The sequence below is a fragment of the Aeromonas sp. 62-46 genome (assembly GCF_001898585.1).
GTDB lineage: Bacteria > Pseudomonadota > Gammaproteobacteria > Enterobacterales > Aeromonadaceae > Aeromonas > Aeromonas caviae.
On sequence record NZ_MKUI01000018.1, the window covers coordinates 124,474 to 140,415 of the forward strand.

The 15,942-nt window shown below is 60.0% G+C and carries 12 protein-coding genes; 7 read left to right on the forward strand and 5 right to left on the reverse strand.

Annotated features, from left to right (window positions below; all coding sequences use genetic code 11):
- Positions 1-52 precede the first annotated feature (52 nt).
- Complete coding sequence (gene gshA, locus BGO64_RS06660) at positions 53-1,651, forward strand: glutamate--cysteine ligase (RefSeq protein ID WP_113978522.1); 1,599 nt, start codon at positions 53-55, stop codon at positions 1,649-1,651.
- Positions 1,652-1,769: 118 nt separating this feature from the next.
- Here the strand turns inward: gshA and BGO64_RS06665 are convergent, their stop codons facing one another.
- Both BGO64_RS06665 and aspA read right to left on the reverse strand, forming a co-directional pair.
- Positions 1,770-3,089: an anaerobic C4-dicarboxylate transporter gene (locus BGO64_RS06665; RefSeq protein ID WP_041210978.1), complete on the reverse strand. Its 1,320-nt coding sequence runs from the start codon at positions 3,087-3,089 to the stop codon at positions 1,770-1,772.
- A gap of 130 nt (positions 3,090-3,219) precedes the next feature.
- Positions 3,220-4,662, reverse strand: coding sequence for an aspartate ammonia-lyase (aspA, locus tag BGO64_RS06670; RefSeq protein ID WP_010673133.1), 1,443 nt, complete (start codon positions 4,660-4,662; stop codon positions 3,220-3,222).
- A 449-nt stretch (positions 4,663-5,111) separates the two neighbouring features.
- Here aspA and BGO64_RS06675 point away from each other — a divergent pair, with 449 nt between their 5' ends.
- Positions 5,112-5,591: an FxsA family protein gene (locus BGO64_RS06675; RefSeq protein WP_039040009.1), complete on the forward strand. Its 480-nt coding sequence runs from the start codon at positions 5,112-5,114 to the stop codon at positions 5,589-5,591.
- Positions 5,592-5,613: 22 nt separating this feature from the next.
- Here the strand turns inward: BGO64_RS06675 and BGO64_RS06680 are convergent, their stop codons facing one another.
- Entirely contained in the window at positions 5,614-6,948 is a 1,335-nt protein-coding gene (locus BGO64_RS06680) for an MATE family efflux transporter (protein WP_234921774.1), read from the reverse strand.
- 242 nt (positions 6,949-7,190) lie between these two features.
- Between BGO64_RS06680 and BGO64_RS06685 the strand changes: the two genes are divergently transcribed.
- From BGO64_RS06685 to BGO64_RS06705, 5 genes are all read left to right on the forward strand, one after another.
- The gene (locus BGO64_RS06685) at positions 7,191-7,484 is read left to right on the forward strand and encodes a co-chaperone GroES (RefSeq protein WP_005309514.1); all 294 of its coding nucleotides are present in this window, start codon (positions 7,191-7,193) and stop codon (positions 7,482-7,484) included.
- Between the two features lie 43 nt (positions 7,485-7,527).
- Complete coding sequence (gene groL / locus BGO64_RS06690) at positions 7,528-9,162, forward strand: chaperonin GroEL (protein WP_010673136.1); 1,635 nt, start codon at positions 7,528-7,530, stop codon at positions 9,160-9,162.
- 94 nt (positions 9,163-9,256) lie between these two features.
- Positions 9,257-9,754, forward strand: a complete 498-nt coding sequence (locus tag BGO64_RS06695; protein WP_286700367.1) for a putative pterin-binding protein — start codon at positions 9,257-9,259, stop codon at positions 9,752-9,754.
- 25 nt (positions 9,755-9,779) lie between these two features.
- Positions 9,780-11,711 (forward strand): putative bifunctional diguanylate cyclase/phosphodiesterase, encoded by a 1,932-nt coding sequence (locus BGO64_RS06700; protein ID WP_029313817.1) that lies wholly within the window; start codon positions 9,780-9,782, stop codon positions 11,709-11,711.
- Positions 11,712-11,769: 58 nt separating this feature from the next.
- On the forward strand, positions 11,770-11,958 hold the full coding sequence (locus BGO64_RS06705; RefSeq protein ID WP_010673139.1) for a hypothetical protein: 189 nt from the start codon (positions 11,770-11,772) through the stop codon (positions 11,956-11,958).
- Positions 11,959-12,022: 64 nt separating this feature from the next.
- Here the strand turns inward: BGO64_RS06705 and rluA are convergent, their stop codons facing one another.
- Positions 12,023-12,679: a bifunctional tRNA pseudouridine(32) synthase/23S rRNA pseudouridine(746) synthase RluA gene (gene rluA, locus BGO64_RS06710; RefSeq protein ID WP_286700368.1), complete on the reverse strand. Its 657-nt coding sequence runs from the start codon at positions 12,677-12,679 to the stop codon at positions 12,023-12,025.
- Positions 12,680-12,798: 119 nt separating this feature from the next.
- Positions 12,799-15,666: an RNA polymerase-associated protein RapA gene (rapA, locus tag BGO64_RS06715; protein WP_286700369.1), complete on the reverse strand. Its 2,868-nt coding sequence runs from the start codon at positions 15,664-15,666 to the stop codon at positions 12,799-12,801.
- Positions 15,667-15,942: the final 276 nt, after the last annotated feature.

Below are 15,942 nucleotides of genomic sequence, written 5' to 3' on the forward strand. Positions count from 1 at the left end.
TCGCAACAATAAGTGCCGCCCCGGGTGGGGCGGCCACACATGAGCCGTGAATATGACTACTACTAGCTTGTCGCTCACCGAGTTGCTGGCTGCGCTGGGCACCCCGGAACGGGTGACCGCCCTCAAGGGGATCCGGCGCGGGATCGAGCGCGAATGTCTGCGCATCACCCCCGAAGGGACCCTGGCCCAGACCGATCACCCCAGAAGCCTGGGGTCGGCCCTGACCCATGCCAACATCACCACCGATTACTCCGAGAGCCTGCTGGAGTTCATCACGCCGGCCACCGACTCCATCGAGAGCCTGATCGAGCAGCTCGGCGACATTCACCGCCACACCATTCATCATCTGGGAGAGGAGCGGATCTGGCCCCTCTCCATGCCCTGCTTCGTCGGTGACGAGGAGAGCATCCGCCTGGCCCAGTACGGCAGCTCCAACATCGGGCGGATGAAGACCCTCTATCGCCAGGGTCTGAAGAACCGCTACGGCAGCCTGATGCAGGTGATCGCCGGGGTGCACTTCAACTTCTCCATGCCGGACAGCTTCTGGTGCGAGTGGCAGGATCTGGTGGGAGAGGGCTGCTGCAGCCAGCGCTTCATCTCCGACAAGTACATGGGGCTTATTCGCAACGTCTACCGCTTCGGCTGGCTGGTGCCCTATTTGTTCGGCGCGTCTCCTGCCATCTGCGACTCCTTCCTCAAGGGGCGCAAGAGCAGCCTGCCGTTCCAGAAAACCGGCAAGGGCACCCTTTACCTGCCCTATGCCACGGCTCTGCGCCTGTCCGATCTCGGTTACACCAACAGCGCCCAGGCGGGGCTCAAGATCAGTCATGACAGCCTGCCGGCCTATGTGAGCAGTCTGCGCCGGGCCATCAACACCCATGATCCCGACTTCGCCAGGATAGGGGTCAAGGTGAACGGCGAGTACCGCCAGCTCAACGACAACGTGCTGCAGCTGGAGAACGAGCTCTACGCGCCGATCCGCCCCAAGCGCACCCCCCGCAGCGGCGAGAAGCCCTCGGATGCGCTGGAGCAGCGCGGCATCGAATACATCGAGCTGCGCACGGTGGACGTCAATCCTTTCACCCCGTTCGGTATCGAGGTGGATCAGATCCGCTTCTTCGATCTCTTCCTGGTCTGGTGCCTGTTGCGCCCGTCCCCCGTGCTCTCGGATGACGAGGTTGCCCGCAACCGCCGCAACCAGAACAAGGTGGTGCTGGAGGGGCGTCGCCCCGGCCTGACGCTTGAAGATGAGCAGGGCAATGCCATCGGCCTCAAGGAGTACGGCCTCAAGCTGTTCGACGAGCTGGCCGAGGTCGCAGCGCTGCTGGATCGCTGCTGCGGTCGCAACCGCTATCGCGAGACGCTGGCGATGCACCGTGAGAAGCTGCTCGACCCCGAGCAGACCTACTCCGCCCGCCTGCTCAAGCAGTTGCTTTCAAGCGGCCAGGACAACGGCTGCTTCGGCGATGCGCTGGCGAGCCGCTACCGGGAAGAGATGCTGGCCGGCGAGCTGCAGTACTGGGACGAGGCCTACTTTGCTGGCGAGGCACGGGACTCCCTGGCCAAGCAGCGGGAGCGGGAACGCAGTGACAGCCTGTCGTTCGACGACTTCCTGGCTGACTATTTCGGTACCCGCCAGACCACGGCCTGAGGATGCCGCCAAGATGACGAAAGCCGCTCCCGGGAGCGGCTTTTTCATGGGAGCCCGGCGGTGGCCTGGCATAAAAAAACGGCCCGTTCGGGCCGTTTTACATGGGGTGGTTCATCGGTCAGAGGATGAGACCACCGAAGAAGAAGCCGAGCGCCACTGCCATGGCGATGGTGGCCACACCCGGGATGAAGAAGGGGTGGTTGAACACGGCCTTGCCGATGCGGGTGGAGCCGGTGTCGTCCATCTCGACCGCGGCCAGCAGGGTCGGGTAGGTCGGCAGTACGAACAGGGCGCTCACGGCGGCGAAGGAGGCGATGGCCGCCAGCGGGCTGACACCCAGTGCCAGGGCGGCAGGCATCAGGGCCTTGGTGGTGGCACCTTGCGAGTAGAGCAGCATGGAGGAGAAGAACAGCACCACGGCCAGCAGCCAGCTGTATTGGCTCAGCAGATCGCCGGCGAACGCCTGGATCTCGACCATGTTGCCCTTCACGAAGACGTTGCCCAGCCAGGCCACGCCCAGCACGCAGATACAGGCGGACATACCGGACTTGAAGGTCGGCATGTTGGTGATCTGGGCCGCGTCCAGTTTGCAGAACAGGACCATCAGGGTAGCGGCGGAGAGCATGATGCCCATGATGGCGCCATCGCGGGGGATCGGCGGGCTGCTGATGAGGCCCACGTTGCCGGAGATGGCGGTGGCATAGGCCATCACGGCCACGATGGAGGCGACGAAGATGCCGACGGAGAGCTTGGCATAAGGCTTGATCTCAACCTGGCTGGTACCGCGCAGCTTGATGAGTCCCTTGGCTTTGCGCTCCAGATAGACTTCGTCCTGATCCAGCGGCTTGCCCAGCAGGTTGGCGATGAAGGCCCCCAGCAGACAGGCGATGAAGCTGGACGGGATGCAGATGGCCAGCAGGGTCAGGTAGTCGACGCCAAGCGGCTCCAGCATGCCGGAGAAGGCGACCACGGCCGCCGAGATGGGGGAGGCGGTGATGGCAATCTGGGAGGCAACGACCGCGATGGAGAGCGGACGGGAGGGGCGAATGCCCTGCTCCTTGGCCACTTCGGCGATCACCGGCAGGGTGGAGAAGGCGGTGTGACCGGTACCGGCCAGCATGGTCATCAGGTAGGTGACGACCGGCGCGGCGAAGGTGATGTGCTTGGGATTCTTGCGCAGGGCTTTTTCGGCCAGGTGCACCAGATAATCCATCCCGCCAGCCAGCTGCATACAGGCAATGGCGCAGATGACGGACGCGATGATCATGATCACGTCCCACGGGAGATAGGTCACCAGCTGATCGCTCGGGATGGGCATGCCCAGCCCCCAGGTCAGTACCAGTACCCCAAGACCACCGGCAAAGCCGATACCTATACTGCCTATCCGGGCCCCCAGATAGATAGCGGCGAGCACGACAAGTAACTCGATTCCAATCATAGCGAACACTCCATTTTCCAGTTTTTTTAGGTTTTATTAGGCTGAAAAGCCAATTCCCGATGGGGCTGTGGAGAGACCGCTCGGGAATTGACTTTAAATGGGCCGGGATAACCCCGGCCCATTTGCTCGCTTATACGGTGGCTTCGCGGGTGTAACGCTTGGCTTTGTATTGCGGGTTCATCAGGTTCTCGATGGAGAGGATCTCGTCCAGCTGTTCGGCGGTCAGCAGGCCGCGTTCCAGCACGACTTCGCGGACGTTCTTGCCGGTCTGGGCACAGATCTTGCCGACGATATCGCCTTCATGGTGACCGATGAAGGGGTTCAGGTAGGTCACGATGCCGATGGAGTTCAGCACGTGGTTCATGCAGATGTCCGGGTTGGCGGTGATGCCTTCCACGCACTTCTCGCGCAGGGAGATGCAGGCTTTTTCCATCAGGCTCAGGGATTCGAACATGGCCTGACCAATCACCGGCTCCATGACGTTCAGCTGCAGCTGACCGGCCTCGGCGGCGAAGGTGATGGTGACGTCGTTGCCGAATACCTTGAAGCAGGACTGGTTGACCACTTCCGGAATGACCGGGTTGACCTTGGCCGGCATGATGGAGGAGCCAGCCTGCATTTCCGGCAGGTTGATCTCTTTGAGCGCGGTGCGCGGGCCGGAGGAGAGCAGACGCAGGTCATTACAGATCTTGGAGAGCTTCATGGCCAGGCGCTTGACCGCACCGTGCAGCATCACATAGGCGCCGCAGTCGGAGGTCGCTTCGATGAGGTCCTCTGCCGGCACGTAGGCACGACCGGTGATCTCGGCCAGACGCTTGATGGCAAGACCGGAGTACTCGGGCGGAGTGTTCAGACCGGTACCGATGGCGGTGGCGCCCAGGTTCACTTCCAGCAGCAGCTCCTGGCAACGCTTGATGGATTTGATCTCTTCACGCAGGGTGACGGCGAAGGCGTGGAACTCCTGACCCAGGGTCATGGGCACGGCGTCCTGCAACTGGGTACGGCCCATTTTCAGGATATGTTTGAATTCCTTGGCTTTGACATCGAAGGCGGCGATGAGGGCTTCCAGAGCGTGCAGGGTGGTGTCGGTGCTGTTGACCACGGCCACGCGGAAACCGGTGGGGTAGGCATCGTTGGTGGACTGGCACTTGTTGACGTGATCGTTGGGGTTGATGACGTCGTAGCGACCCTTTTCAAGTCCCATCAGCTCGAGGGCGATGTTGGCCAGCACTTCGTTGGTGTTCATGTTGACGGAGGTACCGGCGCCGCCCTGATAGACATCGACCGGGAACTGATCGAAGCACTTGCCGGTGTTCAGCATCAGGTCGCAGGCTTCGACAATCTTGTCTGCGATCTCGGGACGGATGGTGCCCAGCTCACCGTTGGCCAGTGCAGCCGCCTTCTTGGTCAGGACCATGCCACGAACAAACTCGGGAACGTCAGAAATCTTCTGAGTGCTGATCTTGAAGTTTTCAACAGCGCGCAGGGTGTGCACGCCGTAGTAGAGGTCGTTGGAAACTTCTTTGGTGCCCAGCAGGTCTTCTTCAATGCGGACGTTCTTGATGTCGCTCATTGTTATGCCTCAGAAATCAAATAAATGGAAACGATCCTCACCGAGTGGTCGCGATTTCCCTACGCACATTTCATCCTGAAGCACCACACATCGGGTGGGGCAGTTGGGAGCCAGTTGCTCCCTGTGCAATGACTGGTGTTGATGTTACCCCAATTGAGGTATCCGGTATTAGACCTGGATCACTAAATTTGAGGCAACCTCAAATTTCTTGTGGTCATTAAACAGATATTGCAATCGGGCGATTAACTTTGACAGAACAACCACCTCAATCCCAGTTGGGCGGACAAATATTTATCCGTATTCCGGGGCCTGCGGCAGGAGAGGCTTGAAAAATGATCAACCAGCCCCATTTTAATGTCAGAAGACCTGAACCCGGCGCGTCAGCATCAGCGATGTGCGGCTGCCGACCGGACACCCCGGGTCCATTCATTCATCGCTCCGAGGTTGCTATGGGCAAGTTGTTACTGTTGTTGGTCGGGCTGGTATTGCTGGAGCTCACCGTCATGATCAAGGTGGGGTCCGTGATCGGGGCCTTGCCGACCGTTGGCTTGCTGGTGCTGACCGCCGTGCTGGGATCGTCGCTGGTGCGCAGCGAGGGGATCAAGACCCTGCTCACTGCCCAGCAGAAGATGCAGCTGGGGGAGATGCCCGGCCGCGAGGTGATGGGTGGCATGATGCTGGCGCTGGCGGGCTTGCTGCTGATTATCCCGGGGTTTGTGAGCGATATTGTCGGCATCCTGCTGCTGCAGCCCTGGCTGCGCAACATGCTGGCCGACAAGCTGATTGGCAGCAATCAGTTCAGGATGCAGATGGGGGGCTTCCAGGCTCGCCAGCAGCCGTTCGAGCCGGGTCCCGGCGATGACAGGCCCGGACAATCCCCGCGAGGGGGTGGCAACACCATCGAAGGGGAGTTCGAACGCAAAGAGTAATCGCGAGCCTCGGGCTGTGCCGTCAGGATCTCCCCTGATGGCACAGCCGCTCGAATCTGTGGCGGGCATACCCCCATGCCAGCAATCCGGCGGCCAGGTTCGCCAGCAGCATCCCCAGATAAATCCCCTGTTCTCCCCCCAGTTTTGCCCCCAGCCAGGCCCCTGGCAGCAAGAAGACAAACAGTCTGATGCCGTTTATCAGCAGTGACACCGCCGATGCCCTGACGCCGTTGAGGGCCGAGGCCAGCAGCATCACCATGCCCTGAAAACCGTAGCCAATGGGGACCAGATGCAGATAGAGCACGATGAGTCGCACCACTTGCGGATGATCGCTGAACAGATCGGCGATGAAGGGGGCGAGAAGCCAGGTCAGCACGTAGACCCCAAGCTGGAACAGCAGGGCAAAGCGCATGCAGAGCAGCAGGGCGGCCTTGGCTCGGGCCGGATTCCCGGCGCCGCAGTTCTGCGAGATGAAGGGGGCCAGCACGGAAGAGAGCGCCATCATCACGATGAGCAGCAAGGCCTCGACCCGGGATGCCGCGCCGTAGGCGGCGACCACCTCGGTTCCGAGCCCGGCGAAAATGATCATCAACACGGCGTTGGCCAGTGGGTTGAGCATGTTGGTAAACGATGCGGGCACAGCCACATGGAGCAGGGCGCGCCAATGGGCCAACAGCTGAGGGCGGGGAGAGAGGCGCCAGGTCAGCAGCGTCTCCCGCTTGCGCAGTAGATGGAGGCTGACCAGCATGGCCATCAACCAGGAAAGGGAAGTTGCGATGGCGGCTCCCCGAATGCCCCACTCGGGGAAGGGGCCCGGCCCGAAGATGAGCAGAGGATCCAGCACGCCGTTGACCAGACCGGCGACCCCCATCACCAGACTGGGGGTCTTGGTATCCCCCGTCGTCCGGATGGCCGCATTGCCGACCATGGGCACGACCAGCATGGGGACGGTCAGATACCAGATGAGCATGTAGTCGTGGATGAGGGAGATGAGCTCGGCGCTGGCCCCCAGCAGGGTGAACAGAGGGGTAATGGTCATTGCCCCCAGCCCGGCGAGCAGACTCACCAGGATGACGGCAAGGAACAGGCAGTCTGTGGTGATGCGGGCTGCCTCGTCATGGCGACCCTGCCCCAGGGCATGACCGAGCAGGGCGCACAGGCCCGCCCCCAGCCCCATGGTCAGGGAGGTGACGACAAAGGTGACCGGGAAGGTGAAACTGATGGCGGCCAGCGCTTGGGTACCCAGCATGCCGATGAAGAAGGTATCGACCAGGTTGAAGGCCAGGATGGCGATGATGCCCAGGATCATGGGGCCCGTCATGCGCAGCAGCATGGGGGTCATGGGGGCGGTCAGCATGGGATTGGGTCGGCTCAAGGCAGAGTCTCTAGGTGCTTTGGGCCTGAATGCTGGCCGTCTCCATCCGCCTTCCTGATTGGGGATGGGTGATCCATCGAAGGTGTTCATAGTACGTGAAAATATTTTTTTTGTATTTGCCCTTGAAGGGCTAGCCCTGTTGCCCCAGATCAGGGACATGACAAATTTGGCCGATTGCGGCCATTCCTCAAGCAACACAGAGACTCATTTTGGGAGAGTTATCGATGAAAATTCGTCCACTGCACGACCGCGTCATCATCAAGCGCATCGAAGCTGAAGCCAAATCCGCTGGCGGCATCGTCTTGACTGGCACTGCGGCCCAGAAGTCCACCCGTGGTGAAGTTCTTGCCGTGGGGACTGGTCGAATTCTGGACAATGGGGATGTCAAAGCACTGGCCGTCAAGGTGGGTGACAAGGTGATCTTCAACGAAGGCTACGGCGTGAAGACCGAAAAGCTGGATGGCCAGGACGTACTGATCCTGTCCGAGACCGACATCCTGGCGATTGTCGAAGAGTAATCACCCTCCCTCTTTTCCCGAATTGATTTAAGGATTGAAGAACATGGCAGCTAAAGAAGTTAAGTTTGGCAACGAAGCTCGCATCAAAATGCTGGAAGGCGTCAACATCCTGGCCGATGCCGTCAAGGTGACCCTGGGCCCGAAAGGCCGCAACGTGGTGCTGGACAAGTCCTTCGGCGCCCCGACCATCACCAAGGATGGCGTCTCCGTTGCCCGTGAAATCGAACTGGAAGACAAGTTCCAGAACATGGGTGCCCAGATGGTCAAGGAAGTCGCTTCCAAGGCCAATGACGCCGCCGGTGACGGTACCACCACTGCCACCGTACTGGCTCAAGCCATCGTCAACGAAGGCCTGAAGGCCGTTGCCGCCGGCATGAACCCCATGGATCTGAAGCGTGGTATCGACAAGGCCGTTGTGGCTGCCGTTGCCGAGCTGCAAGCTCTGTCCACTCCCTGTGCCGACAACAATGCCATCGCCCAGGTAGGCACCATCTCCGCCAACTCCGACGAGAAAGTCGGCAAGCTGATTGCCGAAGCCATGGACAAGGTCGGCCGTGACGGCGTCATCACCGTGGAAGACGGTCAGGGCCTGGACGACGAACTGGCTGTGGTAGAAGGCATGCAGTTCGACCGCGGCTACCTCTCCCCTTACTTCGTGAACAAGCCGGAAACCGGCTCCGTCGAGCTGGATGACCCCTTCATCCTGCTGGTGGACAAGAAAGTCTCCAACATCCGCGAAATGCTGCCGGTGCTGGAAGGTGTGGCCAAGGCGGGCAAACCGCTGATCATCGTGGCCGAAGACGTGGAAGGCGAAGCGCTGGCGACCCTGGTGGTCAACACCATGCGTGGCATCGTGAAAGTGGCCGCCGTCAAGGCGCCGGGCTTCGGTGATCGCCGCAAGGCCATGCTGCAGGATATCGCCATCCTGACCGGTGGTACCGTGATCTCCGAAGAAGTGGGCATGGAGCTGGAAAAAGCGACCCTGGAAGATCTGGGCCGTGCCAAGCGCATCGTCATCACCAAAGAGAACACCACCATCATCGATGGCGTGGGTGATGCTGCCCTGATCGAAAGCCGCGTGGCCCAGATCCGTCAGCAGATCGAAGAGACCTCTTCCGATTACGACCGTGAGAAGCTGCAAGAGCGCGTGGCCAAGCTGGCCGGCGGTGTTGCCGTGATCAAGGTGGGTGCTGCCACTGAAGTTGAAATGAAAGAGAAGAAAGCCCGTGTTGACGATGCCCTGCACGCCACTCGCGCAGCTGTGGAAGAAGGCGTGGTTGCCGGGGGTGGTGTAGCGCTGGTGCGCGTTGCTGCCAAGCTGGCCTCCCTGCGTGGTGACAACGAAGACCAGAACGTCGGTATCAAGGTTGCCCTGCGCGCCATGGAAGCCCCGCTGCGTCAAATCGTCATCAACGCCGGCGAAGAAGCCTCCGTCATCGCCAATGCCGTGAAGAACGGTGAAGGCAACTACGGTTACAACGCCTACACCGAACAGTACGGCGACATGCTGGCCATGGGTATCCTGGATCCGACCAAGGTAACCCGTTCTGCCCTGCAGTTCGCCTCGTCCGTCGCTGGCCTGATGATCACCACAGAGTGCATGATCTCCGAGCTGCCGAAGAAAGATGCACCTGCCATGCCTGATATGGGTGGCATGGGCGGTATGGGTATGATGTAATCCCGTCAAGTCATCAAACGGCTCGCTTTTGCGGGCCGTTTTTTTTAGTGCTACTAAGCTGAAGTTGTTGATAGTGAAATGATCTGAGGTGAACATGCGATACTTAGGGCTTCTCCCGTTACTCCTTTCCCTGGCCTTGCCGGGCATGGCGCAGGCGACACCGCAGGGGCCGGTCATTCTCAGGGTAACGGGGAATCTGGACCCTGCCGACCCGGCAGATGGAGAGGTGCTGTTCGATATGGCCATGATCCAGGCGCTACCGCAGCATGAGGTGGTGACGAGCAATCCCTGGGTGGACAAACCGCACAAATCTGTGGGGCCGAAACTGGCGGACGTGCTGACTGAGGTGAAGGCCAACGGCAAGAGCATCACGCTCACCGCCCTGAACAGTTTCCAGATCCGGATCAACTGGGATAAGGTCAAGCAATACGATCCTATCCTGGCCTGGCAGGATGACGGGATGACCATGCGGGTACGTGACAAGGGGCCGCTCTGGTTTATCCTGCCACTGGATCAGCATCCCGAACTCAGGCGTTCCGAGTTCACCGACATGATGATCTGGCAACTGAGTGCGATCGACATTCAGCAGTAAAAACGGTGGTTTACGGGAGTTCTGGGTGAAAGCGAAGACCAGGGCCTGGCCCTTACTCGGCGTTCTTTATCTATCCATTCTGTTGTTCACGGGTAGCACCCTCTATTGCCTGGTGCAGATACAAAATGCGACCCGGGTGATGGAGAAGTACACCTATGACGTCTCCTGGGCATTGATGCAATTGCAGCTCGAACTGGGCCGCTTTCTCAATGCCGTCGAGATTTACCACTATGGCGGCATAGACCAGGAAGCCCTGCTGCTCCGCTATGACATTCTCTGGAGTCGTACCCCCATCCTCCTGAGCGGCCAATTGAGAAAAAGCCTCGCGGACAATCCGAAGACGCTGCGGCTGGTGAAACTGACCGAAAGCAGTATCCGCAAGCTGGAGCCTGATTTGGTCAGGCTCAAACCGGGGACGCCGGATTACCAGCAAGTCATGATGACACTGGCGCCCTTGCAGGAACCCCTCTCTTACTCTCTTGCTTCCGTCATGCAGAACAACATCAACGTCTATACGGGCAACGACGCGCGTTTTGGCCAGTTGCGCAATGCCCTGCTGTTCATGGTGTCGGGGCTGGTGGTGTCCGTCATTCTGCTCAGCGGCCTGTTGGTGCGAGAAGCCAGGCGCCATTTCAGGACCGCTAGGATCGATCCTCTCACCGGGCTCGCCAACCGGCTGGCGCTGCTGGAAAAGATGGATGCCTATGTCACCCGTGACACCTCCTTCGGACTGGTGCTGGTCGACATCAACGACTTTCGCGATATCAACAGCAAGTTTGGCTACAACACAGGGGACCTCCTGTTGCAAGAGGTGGCAAAGCGGCTGCGCGCCCTGTGCGAAAACGGGGAGTGGGTGGCGCGTTTGGGGGGAGATCAGCTTGCCATGCTGCAACGGGAGGGGAGCGATCTTCGCCAGGTCAGGGAGCTCGTGGCCAGAGTACTCCACTCCATCAAGCAAGACATCATCATCGACAACTACCCTTTCCGGCTTGAGGTTGGTATCGGTATCGCCTTCTTCCCGACCGACAGCAACCAGACCCAGGAGTTGCTCAGCCGGGCGGAGCAGGCCCTCTCTCACAGCCGCAAGACCCATGTTCCCTATGTCATCTATGACAGTTCCCTGCTCAACGAGACGGCCAGGCGCAAGCATCTTGCGTCCGACATGGTGATGGCACTGGAGCACAATGCGCTCGAGCTCTATTACCAGCCCATCGTCAATCTGGAAAGTGGCCGCTGTGAAGCCGTGGAGGCGCTGCTGCGCTGGCGCCATCCCGAGCTTGGCTTTATCCCGCCCAACGAGGTGATCCAGGTGGCGGAAGAGTTTCAGCTGGCTGAGAAACTGGGTGGCTGGGTATTGAATACCGCATGTGAGCAACTTCATCAGTGGCAGCACCTGGGTTTGGTGGACTTGCAGATGTGCGTGAACATCTCCCCGGGCATGTACCAGCGCAACCTGTTGAAGTTGGTGGCCAGAGCGCTGATGGAGCACCATATTCCCGCGTCCAGCCTGGTGCTGGAGGTGACGGAAGACACCACCATGCGCGAGGTCAAGAACTCGCTGCAGTTGATGCAGGATCTCAGCCAGCAGGGTGTGCATCTGGCCCTTGACGACTTCGGCACCGGCTACTCCTCCCTCAGCTATCTGCAGAAGCTGCCGGTGAGCAAGGTGAAGATAGACAGGTCCTTCATCCAGGGTATCGACACCTCTATCGAGGCGGCCGAACTGGTCGCCAACATCTGCCGTATGGGCTCCATGCTTGGCAAGAAACTGGTATGTGAAGGGATCGAGACTCAGGGGCAGCTCGATGTGCTGCGTTCATTGACCGACATACATCTGTATGGGCAGGGATATCTGTTCAGTCGCCCGGAGCATGCCGAAAAGGCCTATCAGACATTGCTGGAGATGGAAGAGCGTTGGTTGGCCCGGCGCTCGCCGGACAAGGCATATCTGCGTTGAACGATATGGCTCATGTCTCACCGGGCCCGGCCGATAGTCTCTTGGCAGGAGGTACACAATGGATATTTCTAGTTCTGCAAATGCGTCGTTCGGTTCTGCACTGATGGTGGCCAGCCTGGCCAAAAAGCAGCAGACCCAGGAAGGCGAATCCGCACTGAAACTGCTGGAAACAGCAGCGCAATCCGCTCCGGCTGCGCCGACATCGGCCAGTGCTTCCCTCGGAAGCAAGATCGATATCCGCGTCTGAGCGATAAAAAAGCCCCCATCTCTCGATGGGGGCTTTCTTTTTATTGGGCTGTTATCTGCCAGGCTCAGACCGGGAAAGGGGCCGATGCCTCGAAGGTCATCCGCTCGCCGCTTCTGGGGTGGCTGATGGTCAGGCTGGCCGCATGAAGATAAAGGTGCGGTGCAGCCGCCAGCGCATCCGGGTTGGCGTAGAGGTTGTCGCCGAGGATGGGGTGACCCAGCTCCAGCATGTGTACCCGCAACTGATGGGAGCGACCGGTAATCGGGGTCAGCTTGATCAGGCTGTTGCCGTTCTCCACCTTCAGCTTTTGCCACAGGGTGAGGGCATGACGCCCCTCCTCAAAATCCACCTTCTGCTTCGGCCGGTTGGGCCAGTCGACGCAGAGCGGCAGATCCACTTCACCTGCATCCAGCGCCGGTTCACCCCACACCCAGGCGAGGTAGTGCTTCTCGGTCTCCCGCTCGCGGAATTGCCGGCTCAGCTCCCGGTGGGAGTTGGGGTTGAGCGGGATCACCAGCACGCCGGTGGTCGCCATGTCGAGGCGATGGGCAGCCGCCGCCTTGGGGTGCTGCTGCTTGACCCGATGGAGCACGCTGTCTTCATTCTCGGGGCCGCGCCCGGGGACGCTCAGCAGGCCAGTGGGCTTGTTGACCACCATGATGTCCTTGTCCTTGAACAGGATATCGAGCCAGGGTTCCAGGGGCGGGGAGTATACAAACATAGCGTCTCGCATCTTGGGTCAAAGCGGGGGCAAGCCCCCATCAGTTATGGGTAACCACGACAAAGCGGCCTTGTGTATCCAGTTTGAGCTGGGTCTGGCCGCTGTCGGTCGCTACCTTGTCAGTTATGGGTAACCACAATAAAGCGGATGGCATCCAGCTTGAGTTGGGTCTGGTCGATCAGGTGGTGCAATTCTGCCTGCAAATTGCGCAGATAATCCAGTTCGCTGTCGCGCACATTCGGGTTGACCGCCTTGAGTGCCTCCAGCCTGTCCAGATCCTGCTGCAGGGTCTGCGCCATCTGGGCACGGGCCTTGTCTACAATCCCGGCTTTCAGTTCGTTGGCAATGACCTCGCCCTTGCCAATCAGGCCGTGGATCACCGGCTGGGATGCGGTAACCAGCTTGCTGCCAAGGTGGCGGTTGACCGGTGTCAGCTGGCGGTTGAAGGCATCAAACGCCACCTTCTCTCCCAGATTCTGGCCGTTCTTGTCCATCAGCAGACGGATCGGCGTCGGCGGCATGAAACGGTAGAGCTGGGGATGGGCCGCAGACTCGGCAACGAAGATCAGCTCAAGCAGGATGGAGCCGACCGGCAGCGCCTTGTTCTTGAGCAGTGCGACCGAGGTGGCACCGATCTCGGAACCCAGGATCAGGTCGATACCGCCGCGCATCATGGGGTGATCCCAGGAGAGCAGCGCCATGTCATCCCGCGACAGGGCGGTGTTGCGATCGAAGGTGATGGTCATGCCGTCTTGCGGCAGGCCCGGGAAGCTCGGCACCAGCATGTGATCCCCGGGAGTCAGCACCAGCGCATTTTCACCACGATCATCCTGGTTGACGCCGATCTCGTCGAACATCTTGAGGGCGAAGGAGATCATGCCGGTGTCGTCATCTTCGGCGGCGAGCTTCTCGACCAGCTGCTGGGCGGCCTCGCCACCGCTGGAGTGGATTTCCAGCAGGCGATCGCGACCCTGTTCCAGCCGGGCCTTGAGCGGCTCGTGCAGTTCGCGGGTCTTGACCAGCAGGGCGTCGAGGGGGCCCTGCTCGCCGGTGTTGGCGGCCAGCAGCTCGAACAGCTCCTCACGTACCGCTTCGAACACCGGGCGGGCCGTCGGGCAGGTCTGCTCGAATGCATCCAGACCATCGTGATACCAGAGCAGCAGGGCGCACTGGGCAGTCCCTTCCAGATAGGGAACGTGGATCTCGACGGTATTCTGCTGACCGATACGATCCAGTCGGCCGATACGCTGTTCCAGCAGATCCGGGTTGAGTGGCAGATCGAACAGCACCAGATGGCTGGCAAACTGGAAGTTGCGACCTTCTGAGCCGATCTCGGAGCAGAGCAGCACCTGAGCGCCCCCCTCAGCTTGAGCGAAATAGGCGGAGGCCTTGTCCCGCTCGAGGATCGACATCCCTTCGTGGAACACGGCGCCACGGATCCCTTCACGTGTGCGCAGCGCCTCTTCCAGGGCGATGGCGGTGGCTGCTTCGGAGCAGATCACCAGCACCTTCTGCTGACGGGCGGAGAGCAGCAGTTCCAGCAACCATTCGACGCGCGGGTCGAACTGGGTCCAGGTAGCGTTGTCGCCTTCGAACTGCTGGAAGATCTTCTCGGGATAGAGGTAGCGCAGGGCACGGGTCTGCAGATCGCCGCCATTGCCACCCATCATGCCCATCACCTTGATGGCGGTCTTGTACTGCTCCGGCAGCGGCATGGGGTAGACGTTGAGGTGGCGCTCCGGGAAGCCCTGAATATTGGCGCGGCTGTTACGGAACAGCACCCGGCCGGTGCCATGCTGATCCAGCAGCTTGGCAACTGCCTGCTGACGGGCGGCCGCATCGCTCAAGTCCAGCCCTTCCAGCTGGCTGGCGAGGATTTGTTTGGCTTCATCGCTCAGGGTCTCGCCATCCAGCAGCTCTTGCGCGGCGCTGGCAACCTGACCATAGGCCTGCTCCTCGGCGAGGAAGGCGTCGTAGTCGTAGAAACGCTCGGGGTCGAGCAGGCGCAGACGGGCAAAGTGGCTCTGGTGGCCCAGCTGATCCGGGGTTGCGGTCAGCAGCAGCACGCCCGGCACCTGTTCGGCCAGCGCTTCCACCATTTCATAGGCACGGCTCGGCGCCTCTTCGCTCCACTCCAGATGGTGCGCTTCATCGACAACCAGCAGATCCCACTCGGCTTCCAGTACCTGTTCGAAGCGACGACGCTTCTTGCGCAGGAAGTCGAGGCTACAGATCACCAGCTGTTCGGTCTCGAAGGGGTTCTCCGCATCGGCGAACGCCTCGATGCAGCGCTCCTCGTCAAACAGGGAGAAGTGCAGGTTGAAACGGCGCAGCATCTCGACCAGCCACTGGTGCTGGAGCGTTTCGGGCAGCAGGATCAGCACCCGATGGGCGCGGCCGGAGAGCAACTGCTGGTGAATGATCATGCCTGCTTCGATGGTCTTGCCCAGACCCACCTCGTCTGCCAGCAATACGCGCGGGGCGTAGCGGTGACCCACTTCATGGGCGATGTAGAGCTGGTGCGGGATCAGACTGACTTTCCCGCCAGCCAGGCCGCGAGTCGGGTTGCGGCGACGCTGGTGCTGGTTGACCAGCGCTTCGTAGCGCAGGGTAAAGCGGGACATCCGGTCAATCTGGCCGGCGAACAGGCGATCCTGCGGCTTGTTGAACTTGATGAAGTTGTTGAGAAACACTTCCTTGAGGGCAATCGGCTCACCATTGTCGGTGCGAACACCTACATATATAAGGAGGCCATCTTTCTCCTGCACTTCATCGACCGTCATGGTCCAGTCTTCGTGGCTGGCTATCTGATCGCCCACATTGAAGCTGACCCGGGTGACCGGTGCCTCTTCTTTGGCATACATGCGGTTTTCACCGGTAGCCGGAAACAACAGGGTAACCATGCGTCCTTCAACAGCAACGACAGTCCCCAAACCCAGATCCGTCTCTGTATCACTAATCCAACGCTGGCCAAGTGCAAAAGGCATTAAACTCTCCAAAGCCCAAGAGTGTGAGAATCGCAAAGGGGCGCTATGTTACCCGAAGGCGGAAAGCCGATCATCATGGTTGTGCTGCAAGGGAAAGCCAAACTGATACAAGCTTGATCTGTCAACCTGCCGGCCTCAATACAGCATCCGGAATACCAATCTGCAGACCCTTTTCGTGCATTAATTCATCGTCGTGGTCGCTTTGTAAGCGGTTGAACGATGAAAGCCATCTTTTTGCAATTATCTCCTTGCCAGAACGAATTCGCTCCCTATAAT

Coding starts and splice junctions, on each gene's coding strand:
- aspA (WP_010673133.1), bottom strand. CDS start 4,662: ATGAGCGACATCAAGAACGTCCGCATTGAAGAAGACCTGCTGGGCACC.
- BGO64_RS06685 (WP_005309514.1), top strand. CDS start 7,191: ATGAAAATTCGTCCACTGCACGACCGCGTCATCATCAAGCGCATCGAA.
- rluA (WP_286700368.1), bottom strand. CDS start 12,679: ATGTTTGTATACTCCCCGCCCCTGGAACCCTGGCTCGATATCCTGTTC.
- BGO64_RS06665 (WP_041210978.1), bottom strand. CDS start 3,089: ATGATTGGAATCGAGTTACTTGTCGTGCTCGCCGCTATCTATCTGGGG.
- BGO64_RS06705 (WP_010673139.1), top strand. CDS start 11,770: ATGGATATTTCTAGTTCTGCAAATGCGTCGTTCGGTTCTGCACTGATG.
- BGO64_RS06680 (WP_234921774.1), bottom strand. CDS start 6,948: ATGCTGACCGCCCCCATGACCCCCATGCTGCTGCGCATGACGGGCCCC.
- rapA (WP_286700369.1), bottom strand. CDS start 15,666: ATGCCTTTTGCACTTGGCCAGCGTTGGATTAGTGATACAGAGACGGAT.
- BGO64_RS06675 (WP_039040009.1), top strand. CDS start 5,112: ATGGGCAAGTTGTTACTGTTGTTGGTCGGGCTGGTATTGCTGGAGCTC.
- groL (WP_010673136.1), top strand. CDS start 7,528: ATGGCAGCTAAAGAAGTTAAGTTTGGCAACGAAGCTCGCATCAAAATG.
- BGO64_RS06695 (WP_286700367.1), top strand. CDS start 9,257: ATGCGATACTTAGGGCTTCTCCCGTTACTCCTTTCCCTGGCCTTGCCG.
- gshA (WP_113978522.1), top strand. CDS start 53: ATGACTACTACTAGCTTGTCGCTCACCGAGTTGCTGGCTGCGCTGGGC.